The sequence below is a fragment of the Chryseobacterium sp. UF-290 genome, from assembly GCF_058245615.1.
This window is the reverse complement of the sequence record NZ_JBSICB010000025.1, coordinates 1-23,694: the sequence shown is the minus strand read 5'-3', so window position 1 is coordinate 23,694 and position 23,694 is coordinate 1. Positions and strand designations below refer to the sequence as shown.

The following is a 23,694-nucleotide window of genomic DNA, read 5'->3' as shown; positions in this document are numbered from 1 at the left end:
ATAAGTTTTGACTGAAAATCAATAAAATATTCTAGGCAGAATGAAAAAAAACTCTACTTTTGCAAAAGTTCCCCTTTAATGAAATGTATTTTAAACCACAATTATTATTAAAAAATAAGAATCTGTTTTAGATATGTTGAAAAAAAATGATGAAAAAATCAACGGATTTCTATTTGTAATAGTGCTTCCGCTTCTACTGTTTGCCATGTCTTATTACGGGTTTGAATCCTCTTATACGAGATTAAAGACCTCTGAGAAAACACCGGACTTCTTATTTTCATCCGTTTATGCTTACAGGGTGATTCCCAACTATCTCAGTGTGCAGATGACCACGTTGATGTATGATCTTATCAATGGGCCATTGGTCTTTTTTAAAGATTTTTTATCCAAGAACGGAACACCATTTTATCATGGGCTTTTTCTGATGAACAGCGTATTCTTCATTTTATGTTCACTCATTTTAAATGCTATATTCAAACTTAGGGCTGTGGGATTCCTTTTAAACCTGAATTCAAGAAGAATTATCCATCTTTTGTCTGTTTTCTTTATTGTCATTACACAATATGCGCCTACAAACTGTGATACGATTGCACTTTTCTGCTATCTGGCAGGCGTTTTTTTTACCCTGAAATATTTACATACACACAATAACATGTTCCTTTATCTTTTGATTGTCCTTATTGGAGTCTCTACATTTGTGCGGGAAACAGCATGTATTAACATAGCTTTTTTTGCAGCAGTATTCTTCAATATTGATGACCTTAAAAAAGGAAACTTTCACATAATCCTGAAAATATTGCCTCTGGTCATTGCGTTCCTTGTCCCGTATCTGGGGCTGAGGGCAATGCTGGTACAGGAAGAAACTACTTTTGTGGAAGGCTTTTATATCAACAGAAATTTTTCCAGTCCGTTCAATCTTGCAGGATTACTCTTTGCGGTAATCGTGTTGTATTTTATATACAGGCTCTGTATAGGAGAGGAGAACAGAATAGTTTTTGGAAAATATCTTTTTTTTTCCGTCCCATATCTTCTTATGATTACCTTAGTGGGGCTTTTTTGGGAAGTAAGGCTTTTTTTGCCTTTGATACTGACCGGAATTATAACAGCATATCATCAGTTTAAAAAAACATCAGAGATTTAGCATGAGTTTATTACACCCATATTATCTAGTTGCCATTGTCTATATGCTGTTCTTCAGTGTTCAGGAGGTTTTTGGCAAAAAGGTAGATAAAAAGTGGTTTTGGTTCCTGGCGGTTTATTTTATCATTATTGTCGGGTTCCGGGATAGTGTCGGACCTGATTACGGAAGTTACAAAGGGATCTATATTTATTCTGATACCAAGAGTTATTACAGTATTTTCATGAAGATGCTCCATCTGGAAGCACCGGATACTCTGGATGTGGAATGGCTGTATACCCTGATCAATAAAATTCTGCTCAATGTTTTTAATGCCCCGTTTTATATATTGACCCTGGTCATTGCTATTTTTGCGATGATATTTAAGGTGGAGTATACGGATGATAATACTTTCTATCCCTTTACCTTTACGCTTTTTATGTTTATTCCCAACTTTTTTATCGGAGAAAGCGGGCAGATCAGACAAAACCTGGGGACCTTTATCGTGTATTTTGCAATCCGGTACATCAAGGAACGGAAACTCTGGCATTACTTATTCTTTATTTTTTTAGGCTCAGGTATACATAATGTTTGTTACTTATTTCTGCCAATGTATTGGCTGGCGCGTGTTCCTTTGAATAAGACCGTGATGCTGATCATGATTATAGGCTCAGTTTTCTTATCACCGTTTGAAATTTATAGGTTCTTTGGTAGCTTTCTGGATGGCATGGCATCGGAGGTAGAGCTTGTTGAAGGCTTCAACGGATATATGAATGAGAGCGTACAGCGATTGAACGGAGGTATTGGAATTCCCGAAGTAATGATGGCTATCCTGACATTCTTCCTTTTTGTTTTTGATAATAAGATGAAAGAGCTGTACCCTTACTACGAATACCATAGAAACTATGCTGTGATCGGGATTTGTCTGTATTTTATCTTTCGAAATAACCCTATATTTTCGTCACGGCTTGCAGGAGCATTCATCGGATTCTCATACATTATCATTCCGAATGCGATGTATGTTGTTTCAGCAAGGGTCAAGGGTCTGATCTATGCATTTATTATTTCACTGGTCGTCTTTAATTTTGTCGTCTTTTCGATATTTAATAATATCAAGGCAGGGCGATTCTCCGTAGACCTTTATAGAAACCACATACTTCCATAGGATTTTTGGATCCAAATACATAAAAGGCAGCTGTTAAGCTGCCTTTTTCTTTTTTTTGAATAAAGGATTAATATTTTATAGTGTTAATGTGGTTTTATCTTAAATTATTAATAACATAATTTAAATATGTTATTTTTATTTATAAAATAAATCTATTTTTGTTGATGTAGGCTTAATAGTTGTACTTCGCTAATGACACACAAATCCATAAGGTATGAAAAGGTTCTTTGAAAAATTAACGGTATTTATTTGCCTGACAGTGATGGGTATAAGTTCCAAGGGTAGCACTGTTTCAGAAGGAGGTTTCCCTTCGGTTAGACCTATAAGTGATGTATCGATCATTCCGAAATCAGATTCGATGCTAAGACGGGTACAAAGGTATTGGTCTAAAATGGCAATTCCGGATTGGCAAAAAGCTCCCAACAGCTATATTTTTGATCCGGATCAGAATAATGAAGGGCTACTGGTACCTGTAAGAAAAGCATATGCCATGTGGGAAGGGGGTGGTTATATTAATGGTAATGGGATCCCGGCAGGCGTAGTAACAGCAGATGTATTGTGGGAAGATGTGCATGGATTGATAAGATCAGGAGCTAATTATGCTTTGGAAATTTTAGGTTCCGGTCAGAATGCAAAAATAAAGGTTCCGGTCAATAAAACTAAAAAAGGAAATGCTGTCATAGCCTTCAGAGTAAACGGAGAGATTTATTGGAGCTGGCACATCTGGGTAACGGACGATCCCACCAATGGGGCAGCTTATAAAAGCTTTAGCAATATTAAAAGAATGAGGTCAGACGGTACTGTTGAATTGATTCCTGACTCTGACTGGAAATGGATGGACAGAAATCTGGGAGCGCTCACCAGTTCCATTACTTCATCAGACTGGAACAGGAGTATAGGGCTGCTTTACCAATGGGGGAGAAAAGACCCTATTCCGCCTTTGGTAACACGGGGAAATGACTTCTATGAAGTTTCAGGATCTACCGGCCGGATAAGGCACAGGGGAGCGAAGAATATGACGAATGCGGTAAGTATTGATGACCTCAGAAAATTTGTTCTGCTTTCCGGCGCAGAAGTCACCAATAATATCAGGCTTTCTGTGAAAAACCCACTGAGCCTTATCTATGTGAATAAAGATGATAACTCAGGACAGGCCTATTACAACAACAATCTTAATCTTCCTGTCAATTGGTTCGGTGCATCTGCTGGCTTACCGAATAACAGGCTTTCAGAACTTAATCTTTGGTCCGATAATTCACAGGGCAAAATTGAAACGGGTTATAATGCTGACGACAAGGCAAGGCCATATAGGGATAAATCCCCTTATGATCCCTGTCCGAACGGATGGCGGGTGCCTTCTGTGCTGGTAGCCAATCTGGCCTCGCCATCCTATGTTGATGATATCCGGATAGACTTTTCACCTTTCGGGGTCAGAACGAATATGTCGAAAAATGTTTTTGAAACCAGTAAATACTATATTATAAAGCCTACGGATGCAGGTGTTCCGGGATTTATGACGGGATTTAAAGTATATCCTAATCTTGGTTTCGATCTTTCCGATGCAGGTGGATATGATATGGGAATTTTTCCCGGGAACGGGCAGCTGATCAGAGGAGCTCATTTGGGACAATACAGTGACCAGCATCATATAGCTTTATGGACAGCAACAATGACCAGGCATTTTGATGCTTCACCGGCAGTAAGTGTGAGGGGGCTGTCGATGATTCCGGATAAGACACAGCCTGATGTTCCGGATCCTAGTTATCCTGATATCAAAGGACGGTATTATTATTTTCCTCTCTCAGGAATGTATACTTCAGACGCGAATGGTTGCAGATGTGTAAAAGATCCGCTATATGTTGTGAATGACTATGATTTTCCTACGGAATATCTGCCTGCGGCAACAGAATACAGGGAGGGGCTTGATCATCCCAATACTTATCAGATTGTAAAAAGCGGATCGGTTTCTGTTATAGAGATTCCGGTAAGCAAAGCCTTCTCTGTACAGAGTCAGTTGCTAAATAATTCTGATATATTAAACGCTTCAAATTTCAACAGTTTAAAAGCTAATGTACTATGGTCTACTAATGTTAATCTGATCAGTAAAATCTCAGTGATCAATCCGTCCCCCTCTTCTCTTCAGGGACTCGGAAATTCCAGAATATCTGTGGAGATAGCACCTAATCAGAGTGGGAATGCTGTAGTGACTCTGCATAATGGTAATATTTCGGGTCCGGTATATTGGAGCTGGCACATCTGGGTGACCGATTCCCCTATAGCATCTTATACTTACATTACAGAGTCTCCGGTAACTGCGGCTGTAAACTATATGAATTATGTAAGCAAGGCGGATGTGGTACTTCAGACCACATTTATGGACCGTAACCTGGGAGCGGTGGATGCTTTTCCTAATGTAGCGAACCCTCTTTCTCCTACAGCGGATGAGCTGGCGAAAGTACGAGCATCTACAGGAATGCATTATCAATGGGGAAGGAAAGACCCTATTCCTACATTTCAGAATGCTGATAATAAGGGCTCTTTTAATATTTCTCTGGGAACCACAGCGGCCAATGGAACTATTTCTTATACAGTACTTACTCCTGCTGTCTATAATGATCTATCGGGAAGCTATATGATTCCTTATAATGCGTATGCTGCCGCATCAAACGTCCAGGCTGCAGATAAAACATCAGATAAAATCTCTAAAATATTAGCCTATTCTGTAAAAAATCCTTTGGCATATATGATTCCAAGTGCGTTTGCTCCTTTTAACAGCAGTACGCCCAATTATACCAATGGAACAGACTGGCTGGGAACAGAGCCCAACTTAGCGCCGGACAGATGGGGCAGAGGTGGTAAAAAATCCCCGTTTGATCCATGTCCTGAAGGATGGAGAATTCCTGATCTTGCAGATGTAGCATTGGTTTCAGGATCTGATTTCGGACAGACCCCATGGTATAAAAAAGATAAAAGCATAGCCACTTCTTACAGTGTAGCCACAGACTATGCGGGGTTCAGGGTGAGGCATCCCTCTACAACCTCTACCATTGGCTATATGTTCAGTAATCCTTTATATCCTGTGGGAAACTATCCGGATTCAGGATCAAGAGGATTCAGAAGTGTAATTGCCAATCAGTCTCCGCAGGGAACATTCAACGTGATTAATTTTCAATATCCGGGTGTCTGGACGGGTGCTTTAAATTCAAACTATATTGGAAGACCGGTTAATATACTTTTTGACGCTGCCTCTACAGCTAATAGGTTTATTGCATTTCATGACAATAATGATCCGTACTTTGGTATGAGCTGCCGTTGTGTGAAAATAAAGTATGACATAAACGGGGACGAAGAAGGTCCGGTTTCAAGGAGAAGAATTGAGCCCGGCGGACCTACATTGGGCGTTGCGAATACGGAATTTAAAACTGTGGAAAACACAATTTCTCTATATCCGAATCCTGTATCCGATGTTCTTTACATAAAGACTACGGAAGATAAAGATTATTATTACCAGATATATAATGTATTGGGGCAGCTTGTGAAATCAGGAAAGTTTGAAGATAACCGGACTGATCTGTCATCTCTGAGCCAGGGAGTTTATCTGATAAGGATAAATAACTCTGTTGAAGTTGTTGAGAAAATTATAAAACTATAAAATAGGAAAATGATGTCTAAAGCAGTGGAATAAAGCGATTTGTTCCACTGCTTGTAGATGAACATATTTTTTACGTCTATTACGGCTGATGAAAAATTCTATATCATTAAATATTAACAGGATAATAACCGGCTAAACCCTACAGTACAAAGGACTTGGTTCCTTTATAGATAGTAGCTGGAACAGTTGCTGAACGACTGCAATTGTTAAATTAAACCCGTTTAACAAAAAGTATATAATAAAAAAGCTTTACTTTTGCAAAAATTTTTAGAATGTCGAAAAATTTAGTAATCGTAGAGTCCCCGGCGAAAGCAAAAACTATTCAGAAATATTTAGGAAAGGATTTTGAAGTGAAATCCAGCTTCGGACATATCCGGGATCTGCCTAAAAAAGGAATGGGGATAGACCTGACTACATTCAGTCCTGATTACGAAGTTTCAGCAGACAAAAAGAAATTGGTAACCGAATTAAAGGCAGCAGTAAAGAAGGCGGATATGGTATGGCTGGCTTCCGATGAAGATCGTGAAGGAGAAGCTATTGCATGGCACTTGGCAGATGAATTGAAACTAAAGCCGGAAAACAGAAAAAGAATTGTTTTCCATGAGATTACCAAAAACGCCATTCTAAAAGCCATTGAAAATCCAAGAGATATCGATCAGAATTTGGTGAATGCCCAGCAGGCAAGAAGAGTGCTGGACAGGATCGTAGGTTTTGAAATGTCTCCGGTTCTATGGAAGAAAGTAAAACCGGGGCTCTCTGCAGGAAGAGTACAGTCTGTCGCTGTAAGATTAATTGTTGAAAGAGAAAAAGAGATCCGCGAATTTACTCCTAAGGCAAGCTTTAAGCTTGATGGGATCTTCTTAAATAAAACTGAGCAGGAAATTGCTGCCAAGCTGAAAAAAGATTTCGCAAAAGAAGAAGAGGCGGAAAAATTCCTTGAATTAGCGAAAACTGCGGAATTCAAAGTTCTGAATGTTGAAACCAAACCGGGTACACGTTCAGCATCAGCCCCTTTTACAACGTCTACATTGCAGCAGGAAGCTTCCTCAAGATTGGGGTATAATGTGACGAACACAATGCGTCTGGCACAAAGGCTTTATGAAGAAGGGTTCATTACCTATATGAGAACAGACTCGGTAAACCTTTCCCAGGAAGCTATTGAAGGTGCCAAAAAGCAGATCATATCAGAATACGGAGCAGAATATTCTTCTCCAAGAAATTACACCACAAAATCAGCGTCAGCACAGGAAGCTCACGAAGCGATCCGTCCTACAGATTTTGGTGTGAAAAGTATAGGCGATGCACAGCTGAATAAGCTGTATCAGCTGATCTACAGAAGAACTCTTGCTTCCCAGATGGCGAATGCGAAAATTGAAAAGACGGTGATTGAGATCGGAAATGCATCATTGCCGCATCATTTTGAAGCACAGGGAGAAGTTATTATATTCGATGGTTTCCTGAAAGCTTATGGCATTGTAAAAACAGAAGATGATGATGAAGAGAACAATGAAAAACTGTTGCCGAAAGTAAGGGTAGGGGAAGTTTTAAACTATAAAAGCATTACAGCTACTGAAAAGTTCACAAGACCGAGTGCAAGATATACCGAAGCCGGTCTGGTCAGAAAACTTGAAGAATTAGGGATTGGCAGACCATCTACTTATGCGCCTACGATTCAGACGATTCAGAACAGGGAATACGTGGATAAGCGTGAAATAGAACCTCAGACCCGTGAAGTGATCAAAATGTCTCTGGCAAAAGATAAGATCAGGAAAGTGGTGCTTGACGAGAAATTCGGAGGTGATAAAAATAAATTCGTTCCTACGGATATAGGTGAAGTTGTAAACGATTTCCTAACCGATAACTTCAGAGAAATCCTGGATTACGGTTTTACGGCAAGAGTAGAAGAAGGATTTGATGAAATTGCCAATGGTGATCAGAAATGGAAAGAAATGATGACGGATTTCTACTCAAAATTCCACCCGAGAATTGAAGATGTAGAAGAAAATGCAGACCGTGCGACGGGTGACAGATTATTAGGAGTTGATCCTAAGACCGGTAAAAATGTTCATGCAAGAATCGGAAGATTCGGAGCAATGATCCAGATTGGAGAAACAGATGATGAAGAAAAACCGATTTTCGCTTCATTGATGACCGGCCAGAATATTGCAACCATTACTCTTGAAGAAGCTTTGGAACTTTTCAAATTGCCTTTTGACTTAAGTGAGGTTGATGGACAGCCGGTTTCAGTTGGAGTGGGTAGATTCGGTCCTTATGTGAAATGGGGAGAAACCTATATCAGTATTCCGAAAGGCGAAGATCCGCTTTCTGTAGATCAGAACCGTGCAGAAGAGATCATCAGTGAAAAGAAGAAGGCTGACGCTCCGATTGCCACATACAAAGGTGAGCCGGTAACAAAAGGAACCGGAAGATTCGGGCCGTTCATCAAATACAAGGATATTTTTGTGAATGTTCCGAAGAAATATAATTTTGATAACCTTTCCCAAAGTGATATCAATGAGCTGATCGATGCTAAACTGGAAAAAGAAGCCAACCGCTATATCCAGCAATGGGAAAAAGAAAAAATTTCTATTGAGAACGGAAGATGGGGACCTTTCATCAAATTTGGAAAGGCAATGTTCAAAATTCCGAAGAAAAAAGATGAAACGAAATATGATGCGGAAGAGCTGAAAGAAATTTCTTTGGATGAGGTGAAGAAATGGATCACCGATCAGGACAAGAATGCCTTTGCAGAAAAGAAAAAACCTGCAGCCAAAAAACCTGCTGCAGCCAAGAAAACGACAACTGCCAAAAAGCCAGCTGCGAAAAAGAAGTAATATTAAAATAATAATACAAAGCCGTTAACAAATAGATGTTAACGGCTTTTTTTATTAACAAAACATACCAGGGGCTGTTCAGTTGTGGTGTTTTTTTGTATGTTTGTTATATCAAGCAATTAAACAATTTATTACATTCTGAAACTTTTTGAATTAACATATGGATTTTGAAGACTTTATCATTTCACCAAGAAATTTCAAAACAGAAAGCTGGCAGATAGGAAGTCGGATTACAAAAGATATTAAAGAAGACAGTATCGTGCTGTTGTTCATATCTGATTACAGAGGTGCGGGAGGAGATGCGGAGGTGCAGGATTTCACAGCTGTCAGAAAAGAATTTTATAAACTTTCGCAGTTGGATTTTGAAGTTCCTGTTGTGGATCTTGGAGATCTGGTATCAGGAAGATCTGTTCAGGATACCCATTATATCCTGCAGGAAGTTTTGTCTGCCTGTCATTATAAAAGAGCCCTTCCTGTAATTATCGGCGGGTCCAATGACTTTGCATTCTCATTGTTTTCTGCCCTGAACTTTCATCAGAAAAATATCAACTATACCCAGATCAGTAATATCATTTCCCTGCAGCAGGGTGAAGAGATCAATGAACATACTTTCTTAAGCAAAATGTTCGGTGCTAAAAATTTCTCTATTAAAAATTATCATCATCTGGGATATCAGAAGCATTTGAATGAAATGGATTCCGTAAGGCTGATTAAGGAAGTGGAATTTGACATTGTCCGCCTTGCTGAAATGATGAATTCTACAGAAAAAACTGAACCTTTTTTCAGAAAAGCGGATCTGGTTACTGTAAATTGTGATGCTGTTGAAAGCTTCAGCGAGCCTTTCTCTATGAATCCGCAGGTAAACGGACTCAACAGACGGGAGATCTGTGCCTATATGAAAGAGATCGGATTGAGTGAAAATTTGAAATCCGTTGGCATCTTTAATTATAATATTTACTCGGAAAACCAGTTGAATCACCAGCTTTTAGCACAAATGCTGTGGTACCTGATCGAAGGAATTAATATCCAGCATTCACACCCGAAAGAAAGACACTATGAATTGTTCTATGTCCTGATTGATGATAAGCAATATGCATTCAGGCGTGATACTTTCAGTAATTTGTGGTATTTTGGTGATGATGAAAATATAGAAAACTGCATTCCCTGTTCCAGGAAAGATTTTGATGAAGCTAAGAAAGGCTGGCTGAATGCAAGACTGACGAAAATTTAATGTATGACAAACGTTCCCTCAAAAGTTTCCATCATTGTTCCCGTTTATAATGTCGAAAATTATCTGACAAAATGCCTCAGCTCTCTTATTGAGCAGAGCCTTCAGAATATTGAAATTATAGTGGTCAATGATGGAAGTAAAGACAGATCTGAAGAGATCATTCAGAATTACGCACAGAAATATCCCGAAAAAATAAAAGCCTTCAGCAAAGAGAACGGAGGCTTGAGTGATGCCCGTAACTTCGGGATTGATAAGGCTTCCGGAGATTACATCGGTTTTGTAGACAGTGATGATTATGTGACAGAGACGATGTTTGAAGAAATGCTTCTTCTTGCAGAAAAACATCAGGCTAAAATGGTGATCTGTAATATCCAGAAAGTGGATGAAAATGGGAAAATCACCCAAAAACTGACACAGCTTCCCAACATGCCGGAGAAAATAATCCTTGAAAATAACTTCTCGGTTTTTTCGGATGTCAGCTATTTTGCCTGCAATAAATTGTTTAAAAAAGAACTTTTTGATCAGAAAAGATTTAAAAAAGGAGTTCACTTTGAAGATATTCAGCTTATTCCCCAGCTTTTATTGGACTGCGAAATGATTGCACAGACCCAGAGCTTCCATTATCAATACCTTGAACGTACTGATTCTATCACCAAAACTCATACGGAAAAAGGACTCGATATGCTGAAAGCTGTCAAAGATGTGGAAAAAGCATTTCACGGATCGAAGTATTCCCATAAAAAAGAAGAACTTAAAAATTTTCAGATTTTTGAAGGAATATATTCTTTCCTGGCGTATCTGGCATTCGTAAAAAAAGAAGAAATATTCTACAGAATGTCTGATGAGCTGTCTGTTTTCATGAGAGAAAGACAAATAAAAATTCAAGATATATTGAACTATAGTCGTTTTGGTAAGAATTATCTTTTATCTTTGCCGTTGAAAAAAAAGATTTTTTATCTGTTATTTTTTGCCGGACAAAAGAAGTTGATAAGAAAATTAATATAACACAAATGCAAGTACTATTGTTTCGATCAATAGGAAATGATGATGAAGTTTACCTTTTATAGAGGCCGAATTATACATTTTTATTGAAGATACATGTGCTGGATAAAAAAGAATGAAAAATTTTGAATTGTTCTTAAGCGGGTCGGGAATCCCTATTTTCTACGTGAAAATAGGATTAGGTTTCGTATTCTCCTTTTTAATTACTTTTTTCTCTATTCCTACTATCATAAAGATTTCAAGAAGAAAGAATCTTATGGATGAGCCTGGAATAAGAAGTTCACATCTCAGAAAAATTCCCAATCTGGGAGGAATTGCCATCTTTTATTCGATCGGGATCTGTGCATCCATCTTTGCCTATGAGCTGTTCGATCTTTATAAGTTTCTGTTTGCCTCATTGATTATTCTGCTGTATGTAGGAGTAATGGATGACATTGTAGTGATGAGAGCCTATAAGAAACTTGTCGCACAGATTGTAGTGTCATCTCTGGTCGTTATTGGATCAGATATCCGGATCAGAAGCTTATTCGGGATATGCGGAGTGTATGAACTGGGGTACTTTGTGAGTGTTCTGTTCAGTATCATTACGTTTATTATTCTGATCAATGCTTTCAATCTGATCGATGGTATTGATGGTCTGGCGGGTGGATATTCTGTGATATGCAGTGCTTTGTTCGGGATAAGCTATTACAGATTGGGAGAATATAATTATCCCCTGGTTGTCCTCTCCGTAGTGATTATAGGGACGGTGCTGGCATTTTTGTATTATAACCTGTCGAATTACAGAACCAATAAAATATTTATGGGGGATACCGGGTCTATGCTGCTCGGCTTTTTGCTGGCCTTTACCTCTATTTGCTTCATTGATATTTTTATTGATAAAAAATTGATTGATGTACCGAGATATCACCTGCAGTCTGCGCCGGCTGTGGCTGTAGCGATTCTGATTCTTCCGATCGTAGATACGTTAAACGTTATTATAGTAAGGCTTTACAACAAGAAATCACCTTTCGATGCAGATAAAAACCATATCCACCATAAACTTCTAAAGCTTGAGCTTACCCATAGAAGATCTACTTTTTATATTATTATTTACTATCTGATGATTGTAGCGGTAGCTTATTATTTTAGACATATTAATATCAATTTGCTGCTGTTGGTCATCCTGGCATTAGGTTTTTTCGGTGCTTATTTACCGGATTTGCTATATCGATCAAGAAATAACAAACATTAACAATTAAATATTACTTTTGTAAACAATATTCAAATATGATGAAGAACTTTAAGTATTTATTTTTAATATTACCTTTTTTGGTTATCTCATGTATCACGACGAAGGATGTGAGATACCTGCAGCCAAGCGAAAGCCTGGTCATTAACGAAGAAGGCCTTGTTCCCTACAATATTCCTGTTTACAGGATCACAAAAAATGACATTCTTAACCTGAATATTGTAACAACCCCGAAAGGAGATGCTGCACAATTTTATTCTTCCTACAATACATCAGGAAGTACTGAAACTCCTACTGCAAATAATGTAGTAAGAGGAGGAGGAGCTGGTGGTAGCGGATCCGGTGTAGGGTCTGGATCCGGATCTGGAAATGGAGGTAATGTGAACTTCTATTTTAACGGATTAAAAGTTGACAACAATGGAGATATCAATGTTTTTGGAATCGGTTACATTAAAGCTGAAGGCAGAACACTTGATGAGGTAAGAAAAGAAATACAGGATAAGGTAAATGAAAACTTCCAGGATGGAAAATCTGAAGTAAGATTGAATACAAACGGAATTACCTATTATATTCTTGGTGATGTGGAAACTACCGGGCTTTCCGGAGAAAAAGTAGCTCATAAAAATACCCTTACCATTACTGAAGCCTTAGCGATCAATGGTGGACTGAACAGAAGTATTGATAAAAAAGAGGTTGTCATCCACAGAAAACTTCCGGAAGGAATCAAAATTGCCAAAATAGACCTTACCCGTGAAGATCTCATGAATTCTCCTTACTATTACGTGCAAAACGGAGATGAGATTTACCTTAATACAAGAAGAAAAAGTCTGAACGGATTCGGTAAAGATCCTATCCAGACCTTGCTTACGGGTGTAACGGCGATTACAACGGCATTAACTTTATATACAATCCTACAAAAACTTTAATCCTCATGATTCCAGGAAAAGACACACAAGTAGGAAAGAACGAACCTCAGAAAGAAAAGTATGGGACGTTCGCATTGTTTGATATCGAACATTTTTTAAGAAGGATATTTAAGAACTGGTACTGGTTTGCTTTTATGCTGCTTATTGGTTACGCTATTTCTTGGGCATATAGTAAATATTATGCACAGAACGTATATGCGTCAAACCTGTCTTTAAGTATCTCAAACAATACGTCAAGTTATTTTACCCCGAACCAGTCTATTAACTTTATCTGGGGGCAGGGAGGAAATCAGGATGGGGTTTATTTGAAAAAAATGCTTCTTTCAAGATCTCATAATGAGTTTTTGGTAAAAGAATTAAACCTTTTTGTCAATTATTCCACTAAAGGTGCTATCAAATCTACCTATCTGGATAAGGATGATTCCCCTGTTTTTGTTGAGATTGATAAAAAACATCTTCAGCAGATCAATTATCCGATTACATTACTTCCCAAAAGCAATGGAGCTTATGAGGTGGTCCTGCCTGAAGAAGGGCAGTCAACCAATCTGTACAGCTATGATATAGAGGGATTTCAGAGTATTAATGCTTATTCAAGACCGGCTAACAAGACTATTAAGATTAATGAATGGTATACCTCTCCGAACCTGAGATTTAAGCTGGTTCAGAATCCTGTTACCCCTAAAACCAAGTTTGAAAATATCATTGTATCCTTGGGTTCTGTTAATCAGAGTGTTAATGATATTGTATCTACTGTAGGAGTGGAATTTGATAAGGAAATCTCCACGATCATGATCATTACCAAAAAAGGTTATAACCTGAACAGTACTGTAAACTTCCTGAATAAATCGGTGGCTGAATTACAGAAAAAAAGGCTTGAAGATAAAAATATAGTCAACAAAAGAACCGAATCCTATTTACAGGGTAATCTTGATAACATCCGTAAAAAGCTGGATTCAAGTGCTAATGTTCTTAATTATCTGAAAACATCAGAAAAGCTTTATAATATTAAAGACAGGGATGAAAAATCTCTTGAGAGAATCAAGGAGCTGGAAGCGAAAAAAGCAGATATCGTAAGCAAAATCAGTGCGCTGAATAATATTAAAAATACCCTTCAGTCTCAGAATTTTGATAAAATGATAGGAACCAATGCTGCCGGTTTTGAAGATGGTCTGTTCTCAGCTACTGTTACAGAGCTTAAGGCTTTGTATACCAAGAGAGCAGAAATGGCCACTATCTATAAGCCAAACTCTGAGCCAATGAAAGAGATCAACAGGCTTATCAATGAGGCAAGAATGGGGTCATCCAACAGCTTGAGAAGTTATTATACCAAATATTACGATGAGATCAGCAAAATAGATCGTGAAGTAGCTTATGCCAACTCTGACTTATCTAGCTATCCTGAAAAAGAAAGAAGATATCTGGATGCTGAAAGAGGCTATAATATGATTGAAGCTACCTATAACAGCTTATTGAGAAGGCAGAATGAGACCCAGATGAATGTTGCGACCAATCAGTCTGATATCACAGTCATTGACCCGGCGAAAAACCTGGGACAAGGCCCGATCAGCCCGAATATTAAATTGGCGAAGATTTCTATTATTTCAGGAATGCTATTACTTCCGTTATTGTTTATCCTGATTGGTGAAGTGCTTGACAATAAGATCAGAAATATCAAAGAATTGCTGGGTGCTACAAAAATCCCGCTTCTTGGGGTAATTGGGAACAACAGCAATGAAAATATGCTGACAGTTTTGGAACAGCCAAAATCATCTGTGTCAGAGGCGTTCAGGGGAATCAGGGCTAATATGAGATTCCTGATGGATAATGAGGATGAGAAAGGAAAGGTCATCCTGATTACGTCCTCCATCGGAGGTGAAGGAAAGACGTATGTTTCCATCAACCTGGCTTCAGTAATAGGATTAAGTGATAAAAAAACGATCCTCTTAGGAATGGACCTTAGAAAGCCGAAGATCTTTGGAGATTTTAAAATTGATAATAAATATGGTATTTCCAATTATCTGACAGGAGAAGTAAGTATAGACCAGATCATCAACAATACAAAAATTCCTAATCTGGATGTTGCCACTTCGGGACCTATACCTCCCAACCCGTCAGAGCTTCTAATGAGCCAGAGAAACATTAAGTTTATAGAAGAGCTGAAAGAAAAGTATGACTTCATTATTATTGACTCTCCGCCGGTAGGTTTGGTGGCAGATTCATATGAATTAATGAAATATTCTGATGCCAATATTTATGTTGTACGTCATGAATATACCGAAAAGTATATGCTGAAGATGATTACTGAGAAATATCATAATGATGAGATCAACCATTTAGGACTTGTTTATAATGATTACAATACAAAACAGGGATATGGTTATGGCTACGGCTACGGTTATGGATATGGGTACGGATATTTTGATGAAGATAAAAACTATAAAGAGCCGTTGTTGATCAGAATCAGGAATAGAGTACAGAGATTCTTTAATAAAAAATAAAGCATTAAACCCTCATTTAATGGGGGTTTTTTCATACTGAAAGTATTTTCATAGTATGGAAAAAAGAATATTTTTGACACTTTGCCGTTTACTTTATAACAAATTATGTTTTTTTGTTTATTTTTAACTAAACATTAAGATTATCATTAATATAAAAATGTTTTATATTTGCAAAAATTAAATTTTAAAATAACCATAAATCCATATTCTTTTATGAATAAAAAATTATTGTTTAGCTTCCTTGCCTTCCTTGGAGTGGTAAGTGTTAAAGCACAAAGAAACGAATTGGGAGTTCGTCTAGGGATGAGTAACCTAGTGGGAGATGTAGGAAGGACAAATTATATTTTACAAAAGCCGTTGGATTTAAACAGAGTGTCAGATTGGGGCATCCCATTTTATGGAGGGTTGTTATATAGATTTAATTTTAATCCGCATCAGACTGTTAGATTGGATTTAGGATATAACCAGGTTCAGTTTAGCGATAAAGCTGCGAAAGAAGATTACAGAAAAAATAGAAACTCATACGGGAAAAATAATGTCTATGAGGCGAGTTTAATGTTTGAATACAACTTTTTCCCGGTAAATAACGAACAGATCAGCATGGTGAGTCCATATATCTTTGGTGGTGTCGGTGCTTTGATGTTCGATGCTCCTAAAGCGACTCTTGTTCATGATTTCAAAAGAGATGCGGATGGAGTGGCAATAGCTCCGATCAATGAATTGGACTATAAAACTACGGCAGATTATTCGTTAGGAAAAAAAGTAACCATGCATATTCCTTTCGGTGTAGGTTTAAAATATAAATTTAACCATACCTGGGCTATATTTGCGGAAGCAACATTCAGGCTTACGCTGACGGATCAACTGGATCATAGTAAGATCCTTGGTAAAGATGTGAAGGCTTCTTATAATGCAGATATTTTAGATCCTGCTACCGGAGCTTCATTATTGCAGTCCGGAAGCTATTATGCAGTATCTAAAGAAAGGGAAGAGGAGTTTATTAATAAGAGAAATATTGGAGATAGCCAATCCAGAGACTGGATGAATACATTCAGTGTAGGACTTACCTATTCGTTCGGAAGACCTCCATGTTATTGTGATTAATATGTCGTTGATTAAAGATAAAATAAATTCTGAGAATTTACCGAAACACGTGGCCATCATTATGGATGGTAATGGAAGATGGGCAAAATCTCGTGGTGAGGAAAGAACTTTCGGCCACAAAAATGCCATTAATGCTGTAAGAAATGCCATTAATGCCTGTAATGAGATCAATATCCCCTATTTAACGCTTTATACATTTTCTTCAGAAAACTGGAGCCGTCCGGCTGAAGAAGTGAATACCCTTATGAATTTGCTTGTGGAGACCTTACTGCTTGAAGCAGAAGAGATCTTCAGCAAAGGATTGAGAATGCATGTTATAGGGAATTTGGAAAAGCTGCCTTCTTTAGTAAGAGAACAATTGCAACGTGTGGTAGACCTTACAAAAGAAAACACAAAAGGAAACCTTGTATTAGCGATAAGCTATGGCTCACAGAACGAAATACTGAATGCCGTAAAGAATATAAGCTCTGATGTAAAAGAAGGAAAAGTAGAGGTAGAGAATATCGATGAAAAATTATTCGAAAGCTACCTTTATACCAAAGATTTTCCACCTGTGGATTTACTGATCAGAACCAGTGGTGAAATTAGGATCAGTAATTTTCTTCTCTGGCAGATTGCTTATGCAGAATTACAGTTTTTAAACGTTCTCTGGCCGGATTTCACCAAAGATATCTTCTTCCAGTGTGTTGTTGATTATCAAAACAAAGAAAGAAGATACGGATTGACCGGTGAGCAGATACAAGGCCAATAAATTTAAAGAAAAGAAAGACTCGATAAAATGAAGTTTAGACTATTACCCATCATTATGTTTGCTGCTTCTGCACATTTTTATGGACAAGTAACTCCACAAGACAGCACACAAGTAAATAATGCTGTACACGCAGAAAATGAGCCAGGCACTTATACGCTTAAAGACATCGTTGTAGATGGGGTAAAAAAATATACACCAGCTCAGATTTTGAGATTTACAGGTTTGACAAAAGGTGAGAGTGTAGACATTCCGGGACAGAAGATCAGCAATGCTGTTAAAAAACTTTGGGATACCCAATCTTTTTCTGAAGTGGAAGTTTATGTTCAAAGCATTGAAGGTCAGACTATAGTTTTGAGATTTTACCTGGAAGACCTGAAAGAACTTGGAGAAGTTAAATTCACAGGAAAAGGGATCGGTAAATCTAAAAGCGAAAAACTGGCTAAAGACAATAATCTTAAACCGGGAACTAAGATCACACAAAACTTAGTTTCAAGTCTTAAGACCAATATTCCGAAAGACTATATCAAGAAAGGTTTTGCCGATGCTAAGATCAGTATTCAGGATAAAATGAATGCAGGAGATCCTGCTTTGGTAGACTGGACGATCAATGTAGAAAAAGGGAAAAGAATTAAAATCGATCATATTGAATTCGAAGGAAATCAAAGTGTTACAGATAGAAAACTTAGGAACAAAGCCTTTAAAGAAACCAAACAGAAACGTTTCGGTATCGGTGGTATCCTGAAATCTTCAAAATTCATCGAAGAGAAATATCAGGAAGACAAGCAGAATCTTGTCAGTTATTATAACTCCCTTGGGTACAGAGACGCGAAGATCGTTTCAGACTCAGTATGGAGAAATAACAAAAACAATTACGATATCAATGTAAAGCTTAATGAGGGTAAAAAATACTATATCGGGGATATTACATTCACCGGTAATACGGTGTACTCTACAGAATATTTACAGAGATTGTTAGGATATAAGAAAGGAGATATCTACGATGCTGTCGGATTCAACAAAAAAGTTGGAGAAGACGGAGGTAAAGAAGATGATTCAGATATCAAATCCGTGTATATGAACAACGGATACCTTTTCTCGAATGTAACACCTGTGGAAAAATCAGTATCGGGAGATGCTGTAAACCTTGAGATCAGGATTAATGAAGGAGAGCAGGCGACCTGGAACAAAGTAACCTGGCAGGGGAATACAACTACCCATGATCACGTAATCCTTAGAGCGTTAAGAACAAAACCGGGAGAATTATTCAAAAAGACTGAGATCAAAAGAACCTATTTTGATTTAGCAGGGATGTCTTTCTTTGATCCACAGCAGATCGGACAGGATATTCAGCCTAATCAGTCAGATAATACTGTTGATATCAACTGGAAGTTAGTAGAAAAAGGATCTTCTCAGGTACAGCTACAGGCTGGTTACGGAGGTAACAGCTTTATTGGAACCTTAGGATTGACGTTTAATAATTTCTCGTTAAGAAATTTCCTTAAATTCAAAGACTTTAAGCCGGTTCCTCAGGGAGATGGACAGACTTTCTCCGTTCAGGTTCAGGCAGGACAGTATTTCCAGAACTATGGATTATCATTTACAGAACCTTGGCTATTTGGGACAAGAGCTACAGCTCTTTCTGTAAGTTTGAACAATTCCAGAGTAAGATATACCGATCAATATGGGATAGCACAGAAACTTAATATTTTCTCCGCTTCAGCAGGGCTAAACAGACTATTGAACTGGCCTGACGATTATTTCTCATTGTATACAGGTTTACAGTTCCAGAAGTATGACTTCAATAACTATCCGTTCCAGTTTGGGGATTCCACAGAATACAACGGGACAGCTAATAACTTCAGTATCAATTTAGGGTTGAGCAGAAACTCAGCAGGTATTGACCCTATCTTCCCAACCATGGGATCCAATATCGAGCTTTCAGCAAAACTGACTCCTCCATATTCATTGTTCAAGAAGAAAGATTATTCTACCATGTCTCCTATTGACAAATACAAATGGATGGAATTCTATAAGATCAAATTCAAGGCTGACGTATATAACGAAATTATAGGAAAGCTTGTATTGAGATCTTCTGCTGAGATGGGATTCATGGATGGATATAACAGCAAATTGGGAGCTCCGCCTTTTGAAAGATTCTATATGGGAGGTACCGGACTTTTTGGAGGCCGATATGACGGTAGAGAATTAGTTCCTTTAAGAGGATATGAAAACGCAAGTACGGAAGGAGGTCTGGCAGAAGATATTACACAAAAAGGAGGAGGTACGATCTATAACAGATTTACCTTAGAATTGAGATATCCGATTTCTATGAGCCAGACTGCAAAAATCTATGCGTTGACATTCGCTGAAGGAGGTAACGTGTGGAACAACTGGAGTTCTTACAGCCCATTCCAGCTGAAAAGATCAGTAGGTGTAGGGGTAAGAGTATATATGGGTGCATTTGGATTGATCGGATTTGACTTTGCACTTGGATTAGATAAAACAATATCAGGAGATAAATCCGGATGGAGACAGCACTTCCTGATGAACCAATCATTATAATACAAATATGAAAAATTTTAAAGTAACTTTCACACTCGTACTGCTTTTACTTTTCGGGCTTGGTAATGCTCAGAAAATAGGAGTGGTGGATACTAATGAGATTCTGAATAAATTACCTCAGTATAAAGAAGCCGAAGCGAGGCTTAATGCACAGATTGATACCTGGCAGACAGAACTTCAGAATCTGCAGTCAGAATATGAACGCAAGAAAGCTGCATTTGAAAGTGAAAAAGTATTGTTGATAGGGGATCAGCTTAAACTTAGGGAAAAAGAAGTTACGGACCTTGATAAAAATATCAAAACCACTACCAGCCTACGTTTCGGAGCCAATGGTGAAATTACAAAGTTGAGAACAAACCTCGTTTTGCCATTCCAGGACCAGATCTGGGGAGCGATCAAAACAATGTCTGAAAAAAATGGGTTGGGCATAGTTCTTGATAAAAGCAATAACATTAGTGTTATCTTTCTTCAGGGAAAATATGATTATACGGAAAAAGTATTAACTATTTTACTGAAAGGAACGGATAAGAAAGAAAAAACTAATAGTAAAAGTAAAAAGTAAGTTTAAAATTAACTTTTGCTTAAATTTAAAATCTAAAAACAAATTAAATTATTTATTTACCAATTATGAAAAAATTAAGTGTATTATTTGCAGCAGTGATGATGGTTGTGTCTGTAGGTATGGCAAAAGCTCAAAAAATTGCTACTTTGGATGTAATGGGAGTGCTTAATGCTATGCCGGAAAAGAAAAAAGCAGATGCAGATCTTAAAACATTCTTAGATACAAAACAAGCTGAGATTAAGAAAAAAGCAGATGCAGCTCAAACTAAATTCCAGCAATATCAGACTGAAGCTCCTAAAAAGACAGCTGAAGAGAACAATGCCAGAGAGGCAGAAATGAAAAAATTAGGAGAAGAGATCCAGCAAATGCAGGATAAAGCTCAGAAAGATCTTCAGTCTAAACAGGAAGTAGCTTTCGGGCCAATTGAGAAAAAACTTAATGATGCCGTAGAAAAAGTTGCTAAAGCTAACGGATACGAGTACATTATGGACGCAGGTTCTCCGGCATTCCTTTATAAAGCGGGAGCAGATGCTACAGCAGCTGTAAAGAAAGAATTAGGAATTCAATAATTTCAGCAAATTAACAAAGATTTATAAAACTAACCGCCTCTTTTAGAGGTGGTTTTTTTATTTTTGCGGAATGGAAAAAGAAGTATCAACTACGGTAAAAGTGAGATTTAGTGACTGCGATCCGATCGGACATTTGAATAATGTAAAATATCTGGATTATATGTTTAATGCCAGAGAAGATCATGTAGAGACATTTTATGGATTTACCTATGAGGAATACACTAAGCAAACCGGCTGTACCTGGATTGCGATTCAAAATGAAATTGCTTATTTAAAAGAAGTAAGATATAATACCCAGGTGGTTATCAGCAGCAAAACGATCGATGTTCAGGACAGAACTGCCAAAGTTGAAATTTTAATGAAAAGTCTGGATGAAAAAACAACCCATGCTGTCCTTTGGGTAACCGTGATATATTTTAATGTGAAAACAAGGAGATCTGAAGTTCACCCTGAAGATATAAAAGAAGTTTTCAACAAATTCTATGTGGATTTACCACAAAAGGACTTTCAGCCGAGAGTTAAGTTTTTAAGATCCCAAAATGCAAAGAATTCTTAATGGACCATGTTTCATGGAGAGCACTTTGATCAATAAAATTAATAATATATAAATGAAAAAAATAGCAGTAATAGGAAGTAACGGACAGTTGGGAAACTGTATCAGAAAGATAGCACCTGACTTTGAACATCAATATGAGTTCTTATTCACAGATTCATCAACATTAAATGTTACAGATGAAGAGCAGGTTAACGATTTTTTCTATGATAACAAACCCGATTACTGTATCAATGCTTCAGCATATACAGCAGTTGATCTTGCAGAAACGGAAAAAGAGAAAGCTTTCGCGGTAAATGCAGATGGAGTGGCTTACCTTGCCCAGGCTTGTGCAGACTTTAAAGCGACTCTGATCCATGTTTCTACAGATTATGTTTTTGATGGAAGTACCAACCTTCCATATGCTGAGGATGACTTTACCGATCCAATAGGAGTATATGGAGCATCAAAGAGAAAAGGAGAAGAGCTTGCTTTGGAAATAAATCCTAGGACCATTATCCTGAGAACTTCGTGGCTTTACTCTGAGTTCAATAAGAATTTTGTTAAAACGATGTTGAATCTCTTCTCTCAGAAAGAAGAATTGGGAATTGTTGCAGACCAGTTCGGCCAGCCTACCAATGCAAATGATCTTGCAGAAGCGATAATGGATATCATTGAGGCTCCAACCAAAACCTATGGTGTGTTCCATTTCTCAAATTATCCGGAAACAACATGGTTTGAGTTTGCCCAAAAAATTGCTGAATTCTCGAAGTCCTCCATAAAATTAAATCCTCTGACAACCGATCAATATCCAACTCCGGCCAAAAGACCTGTGAGAAGTACCATGTCGCTGGATAAAATCGAGCAGATCTATAAAATCGAGCCCAAACATTGGGAAAACAGTCTTGAAGAATGTGTTGAAATACTTGCACAACAATAAATATATATATGAAAAATATAGCAATCGTCATTTCAGTATTGTGTGTGCAGCTTTGGAATGCACAAAATGTTTATTTGTCCAAAGTTGAAAAGACAAATGATAACACCGATAAATTCCTGTATAAAAAAGAAGAAGCGAATACAGATGCAGTTTATTTAGGAGAAGTGGAAGTTCAGGGTTTTTCCAAAGATGATGCGGGAGTGTTTTCTATGATATATAAAAAGGCAAAAGAGATCGGGGCCAATACGTTTGCCCTGAAACCTTTTGAAAATATAGAGGGTGCACCGCAGCCATTCAATGCCACAAATTATAAGATTGCTTTATATTATACACCCAAAGAAAAATTGGAAGTCCGGCATGGAGAGATGTATATTTTTGCATCTTCAGAAAAAGACCAGAAAATAAGCGTCAATAGAAAAGACTATGTCATATCGCCGAGATCATTTTTAAAATTTAAAACTGTTTCCGGTGAGATTTATACAATATCAACAAAGAAACTGTTAGGCTCTACTATAAAAATTCAGCCAAAGACCGGTGATGATAACTTGTATTTTCAGATTTCATCTTTAAAAGTTAAATCAGATACATCCGGAGTAGGAGGCTTAAATCTTAAGTCAGGAGATATTATTGGTTTGGAAAGGTCTTATGCAGAATTTTTAAGCATAATTTATAAAGAGGATACGCTTTAACAAAGAAGTAATGTCTTATTTTCTTTTAGACAAAGCCCTTATTTCTATATTTTGTTTAAAATTTTTCATATTGTATCCCAGTATATTAGGGTTAAAATGTTAGTGGAATGTAAACTTTATGTTAAATAAGTTTGTTTTGTGTGTTAATAAGTAGTTATCTTTGCCCCACTGAAAACGAGAGTAGTCAGTTAAGCGCAGAAGAGCTTTTAGCTAAGCATAAACATTTATTCTACCAGAGAAACAGACTAAAATACTTTTACTTTTTTTCATTAAAAAAAGGTTGTGAGTTAAAATAAAGTTTGTATCTTTGCGGTCCCAATTATAGGGAG

Annotated in this window: 17 protein-coding genes; all 17 read left to right on the top strand. The window is 37.5% G+C overall.

Annotation, left to right across the window (positions count from 1 at the left end; translation table 11 throughout):
* Window positions 1–133: 133 nt before the first annotated feature.
* The 17 genes from AC4IF5_RS19885 (at window position 134) to AC4IF5_RS19805 (ending at window position 23,365) form a co-directional block, all read left to right on the top strand.
* Window positions 134–1,141 carry a hypothetical protein gene (locus AC4IF5_RS19885; RefSeq protein ID WP_490737612.1) on the top strand — a complete coding sequence of 336 codons (1,008 nt, stop codon included), beginning with the start codon at window positions 134–136 and terminating at the stop codon, window positions 1,139–1,141.
* Window position 1,142: 1 nt separating this feature from the next.
* Window positions 1,143–2,282, top strand: a complete 1,140-nt coding sequence (locus AC4IF5_RS19880) for an EpsG family protein (protein ID WP_490737611.1) — start codon at window positions 1,143–1,145, stop codon at window positions 2,280–2,282.
* Window positions 2,283–2,496: 214 nt separating this feature from the next.
* Complete coding sequence (locus AC4IF5_RS19875) at window positions 2,497–5,934, top strand: T9SS type A sorting domain-containing protein (RefSeq protein WP_490737610.1); 3,438 nt, start codon at window positions 2,497–2,499, stop codon at window positions 5,932–5,934.
* A gap of 272 nt (window positions 5,935–6,206) precedes the next feature.
* Complete coding sequence (gene topA, locus AC4IF5_RS19870) at window positions 6,207–8,768, top strand: type I DNA topoisomerase (RefSeq protein ID WP_490737608.1); 2,562 nt, start codon at window positions 6,207–6,209, stop codon at window positions 8,766–8,768.
* Between the two features lie 160 nt (window positions 8,769–8,928).
* Window positions 8,929–9,999 (top strand): formimidoylglutamase, encoded by a 1,071-nt coding sequence (locus tag AC4IF5_RS19865; protein WP_490737606.1) that lies wholly within the window; start codon window positions 8,929–8,931, stop codon window positions 9,997–9,999.
* Window positions 10,000–10,002: 3 nt separating this feature from the next.
* A complete protein-coding gene (locus AC4IF5_RS19860) occupies window positions 10,003–11,004 on the top strand; it encodes a glycosyltransferase family 2 protein (protein WP_490737604.1) in 1,002 nt (333 codons plus the stop codon).
* Between the two features lie 112 nt (window positions 11,005–11,116).
* On the top strand, window positions 11,117–12,235 hold the full coding sequence (locus AC4IF5_RS19855) for a glycosyltransferase family 4 protein (protein WP_490737602.1): 1,119 nt from the start codon (window positions 11,117–11,119) through the stop codon (window positions 12,233–12,235).
* A 35-nt stretch (window positions 12,236–12,270) separates the two neighbouring features.
* A complete protein-coding gene (locus AC4IF5_RS19850) occupies window positions 12,271–13,158 on the top strand; it encodes a polysaccharide biosynthesis/export family protein (protein ID WP_490737600.1) in 888 nt (295 codons plus the stop codon).
* A gap of 5 nt (window positions 13,159–13,163) precedes the next feature.
* On the top strand, window positions 13,164–15,656 hold the full coding sequence (locus tag AC4IF5_RS19845) for an exopolysaccharide transport family protein (protein ID WP_490737598.1): 2,493 nt from the start codon (window positions 13,164–13,166) through the stop codon (window positions 15,654–15,656).
* 213 nt (window positions 15,657–15,869) lie between these two features.
* A complete protein-coding gene (porG, locus tag AC4IF5_RS19840) occupies window positions 15,870–16,760 on the top strand; it encodes a type IX secretion system protein PorG (RefSeq protein WP_490737596.1) in 891 nt (296 codons plus the stop codon).
* A gap of 1 nt (window position 16,761) precedes the next feature.
* Entirely contained in the window at window positions 16,762–17,511 is a 750-nt protein-coding gene (gene uppS / locus AC4IF5_RS19835; protein WP_490737594.1) for an undecaprenyl pyrophosphate synthase, read from the top strand.
* 27 nt (window positions 17,512–17,538) lie between these two features.
* Window positions 17,539–20,073, top strand: a complete 2,535-nt coding sequence (gene bamA, locus AC4IF5_RS19830; RefSeq protein ID WP_490737592.1) for an outer membrane protein assembly factor BamA — start codon at window positions 17,539–17,541, stop codon at window positions 20,071–20,073.
* A 7-nt stretch (window positions 20,074–20,080) separates the two neighbouring features.
* Window positions 20,081–20,635 (top strand): OmpH/Skp family outer membrane protein, encoded by a 555-nt coding sequence (locus tag AC4IF5_RS19825; RefSeq protein WP_490737590.1) that lies wholly within the window; start codon window positions 20,081–20,083, stop codon window positions 20,633–20,635.
* 65 nt (window positions 20,636–20,700) lie between these two features.
* A complete protein-coding gene (locus tag AC4IF5_RS19820; RefSeq protein ID WP_490737588.1) occupies window positions 20,701–21,204 on the top strand; it encodes an OmpH/Skp family outer membrane protein in 504 nt (167 codons plus the stop codon).
* Window positions 21,205–21,274: 70 nt separating this feature from the next.
* Complete coding sequence (locus AC4IF5_RS19815) at window positions 21,275–21,760, top strand: acyl-CoA thioesterase (RefSeq protein WP_490737586.1); 486 nt, start codon at window positions 21,275–21,277, stop codon at window positions 21,758–21,760.
* A gap of 52 nt (window positions 21,761–21,812) precedes the next feature.
* Window positions 21,813–22,676 carry a dTDP-4-dehydrorhamnose reductase gene (gene rfbD, locus AC4IF5_RS19810; protein WP_490737584.1) on the top strand — a complete coding sequence of 288 codons (864 nt, stop codon included), beginning with the start codon at window positions 21,813–21,815 and terminating at the stop codon, window positions 22,674–22,676.
* An 8-nt stretch (window positions 22,677–22,684) separates the two neighbouring features.
* Window positions 22,685–23,365: a hypothetical protein gene (locus AC4IF5_RS19805; RefSeq protein WP_490737582.1), complete on the top strand. Its 681-nt coding sequence runs from the start codon at window positions 22,685–22,687 to the stop codon at window positions 23,363–23,365.
* Window positions 23,366–23,694: the final 329 nt, after the last annotated feature.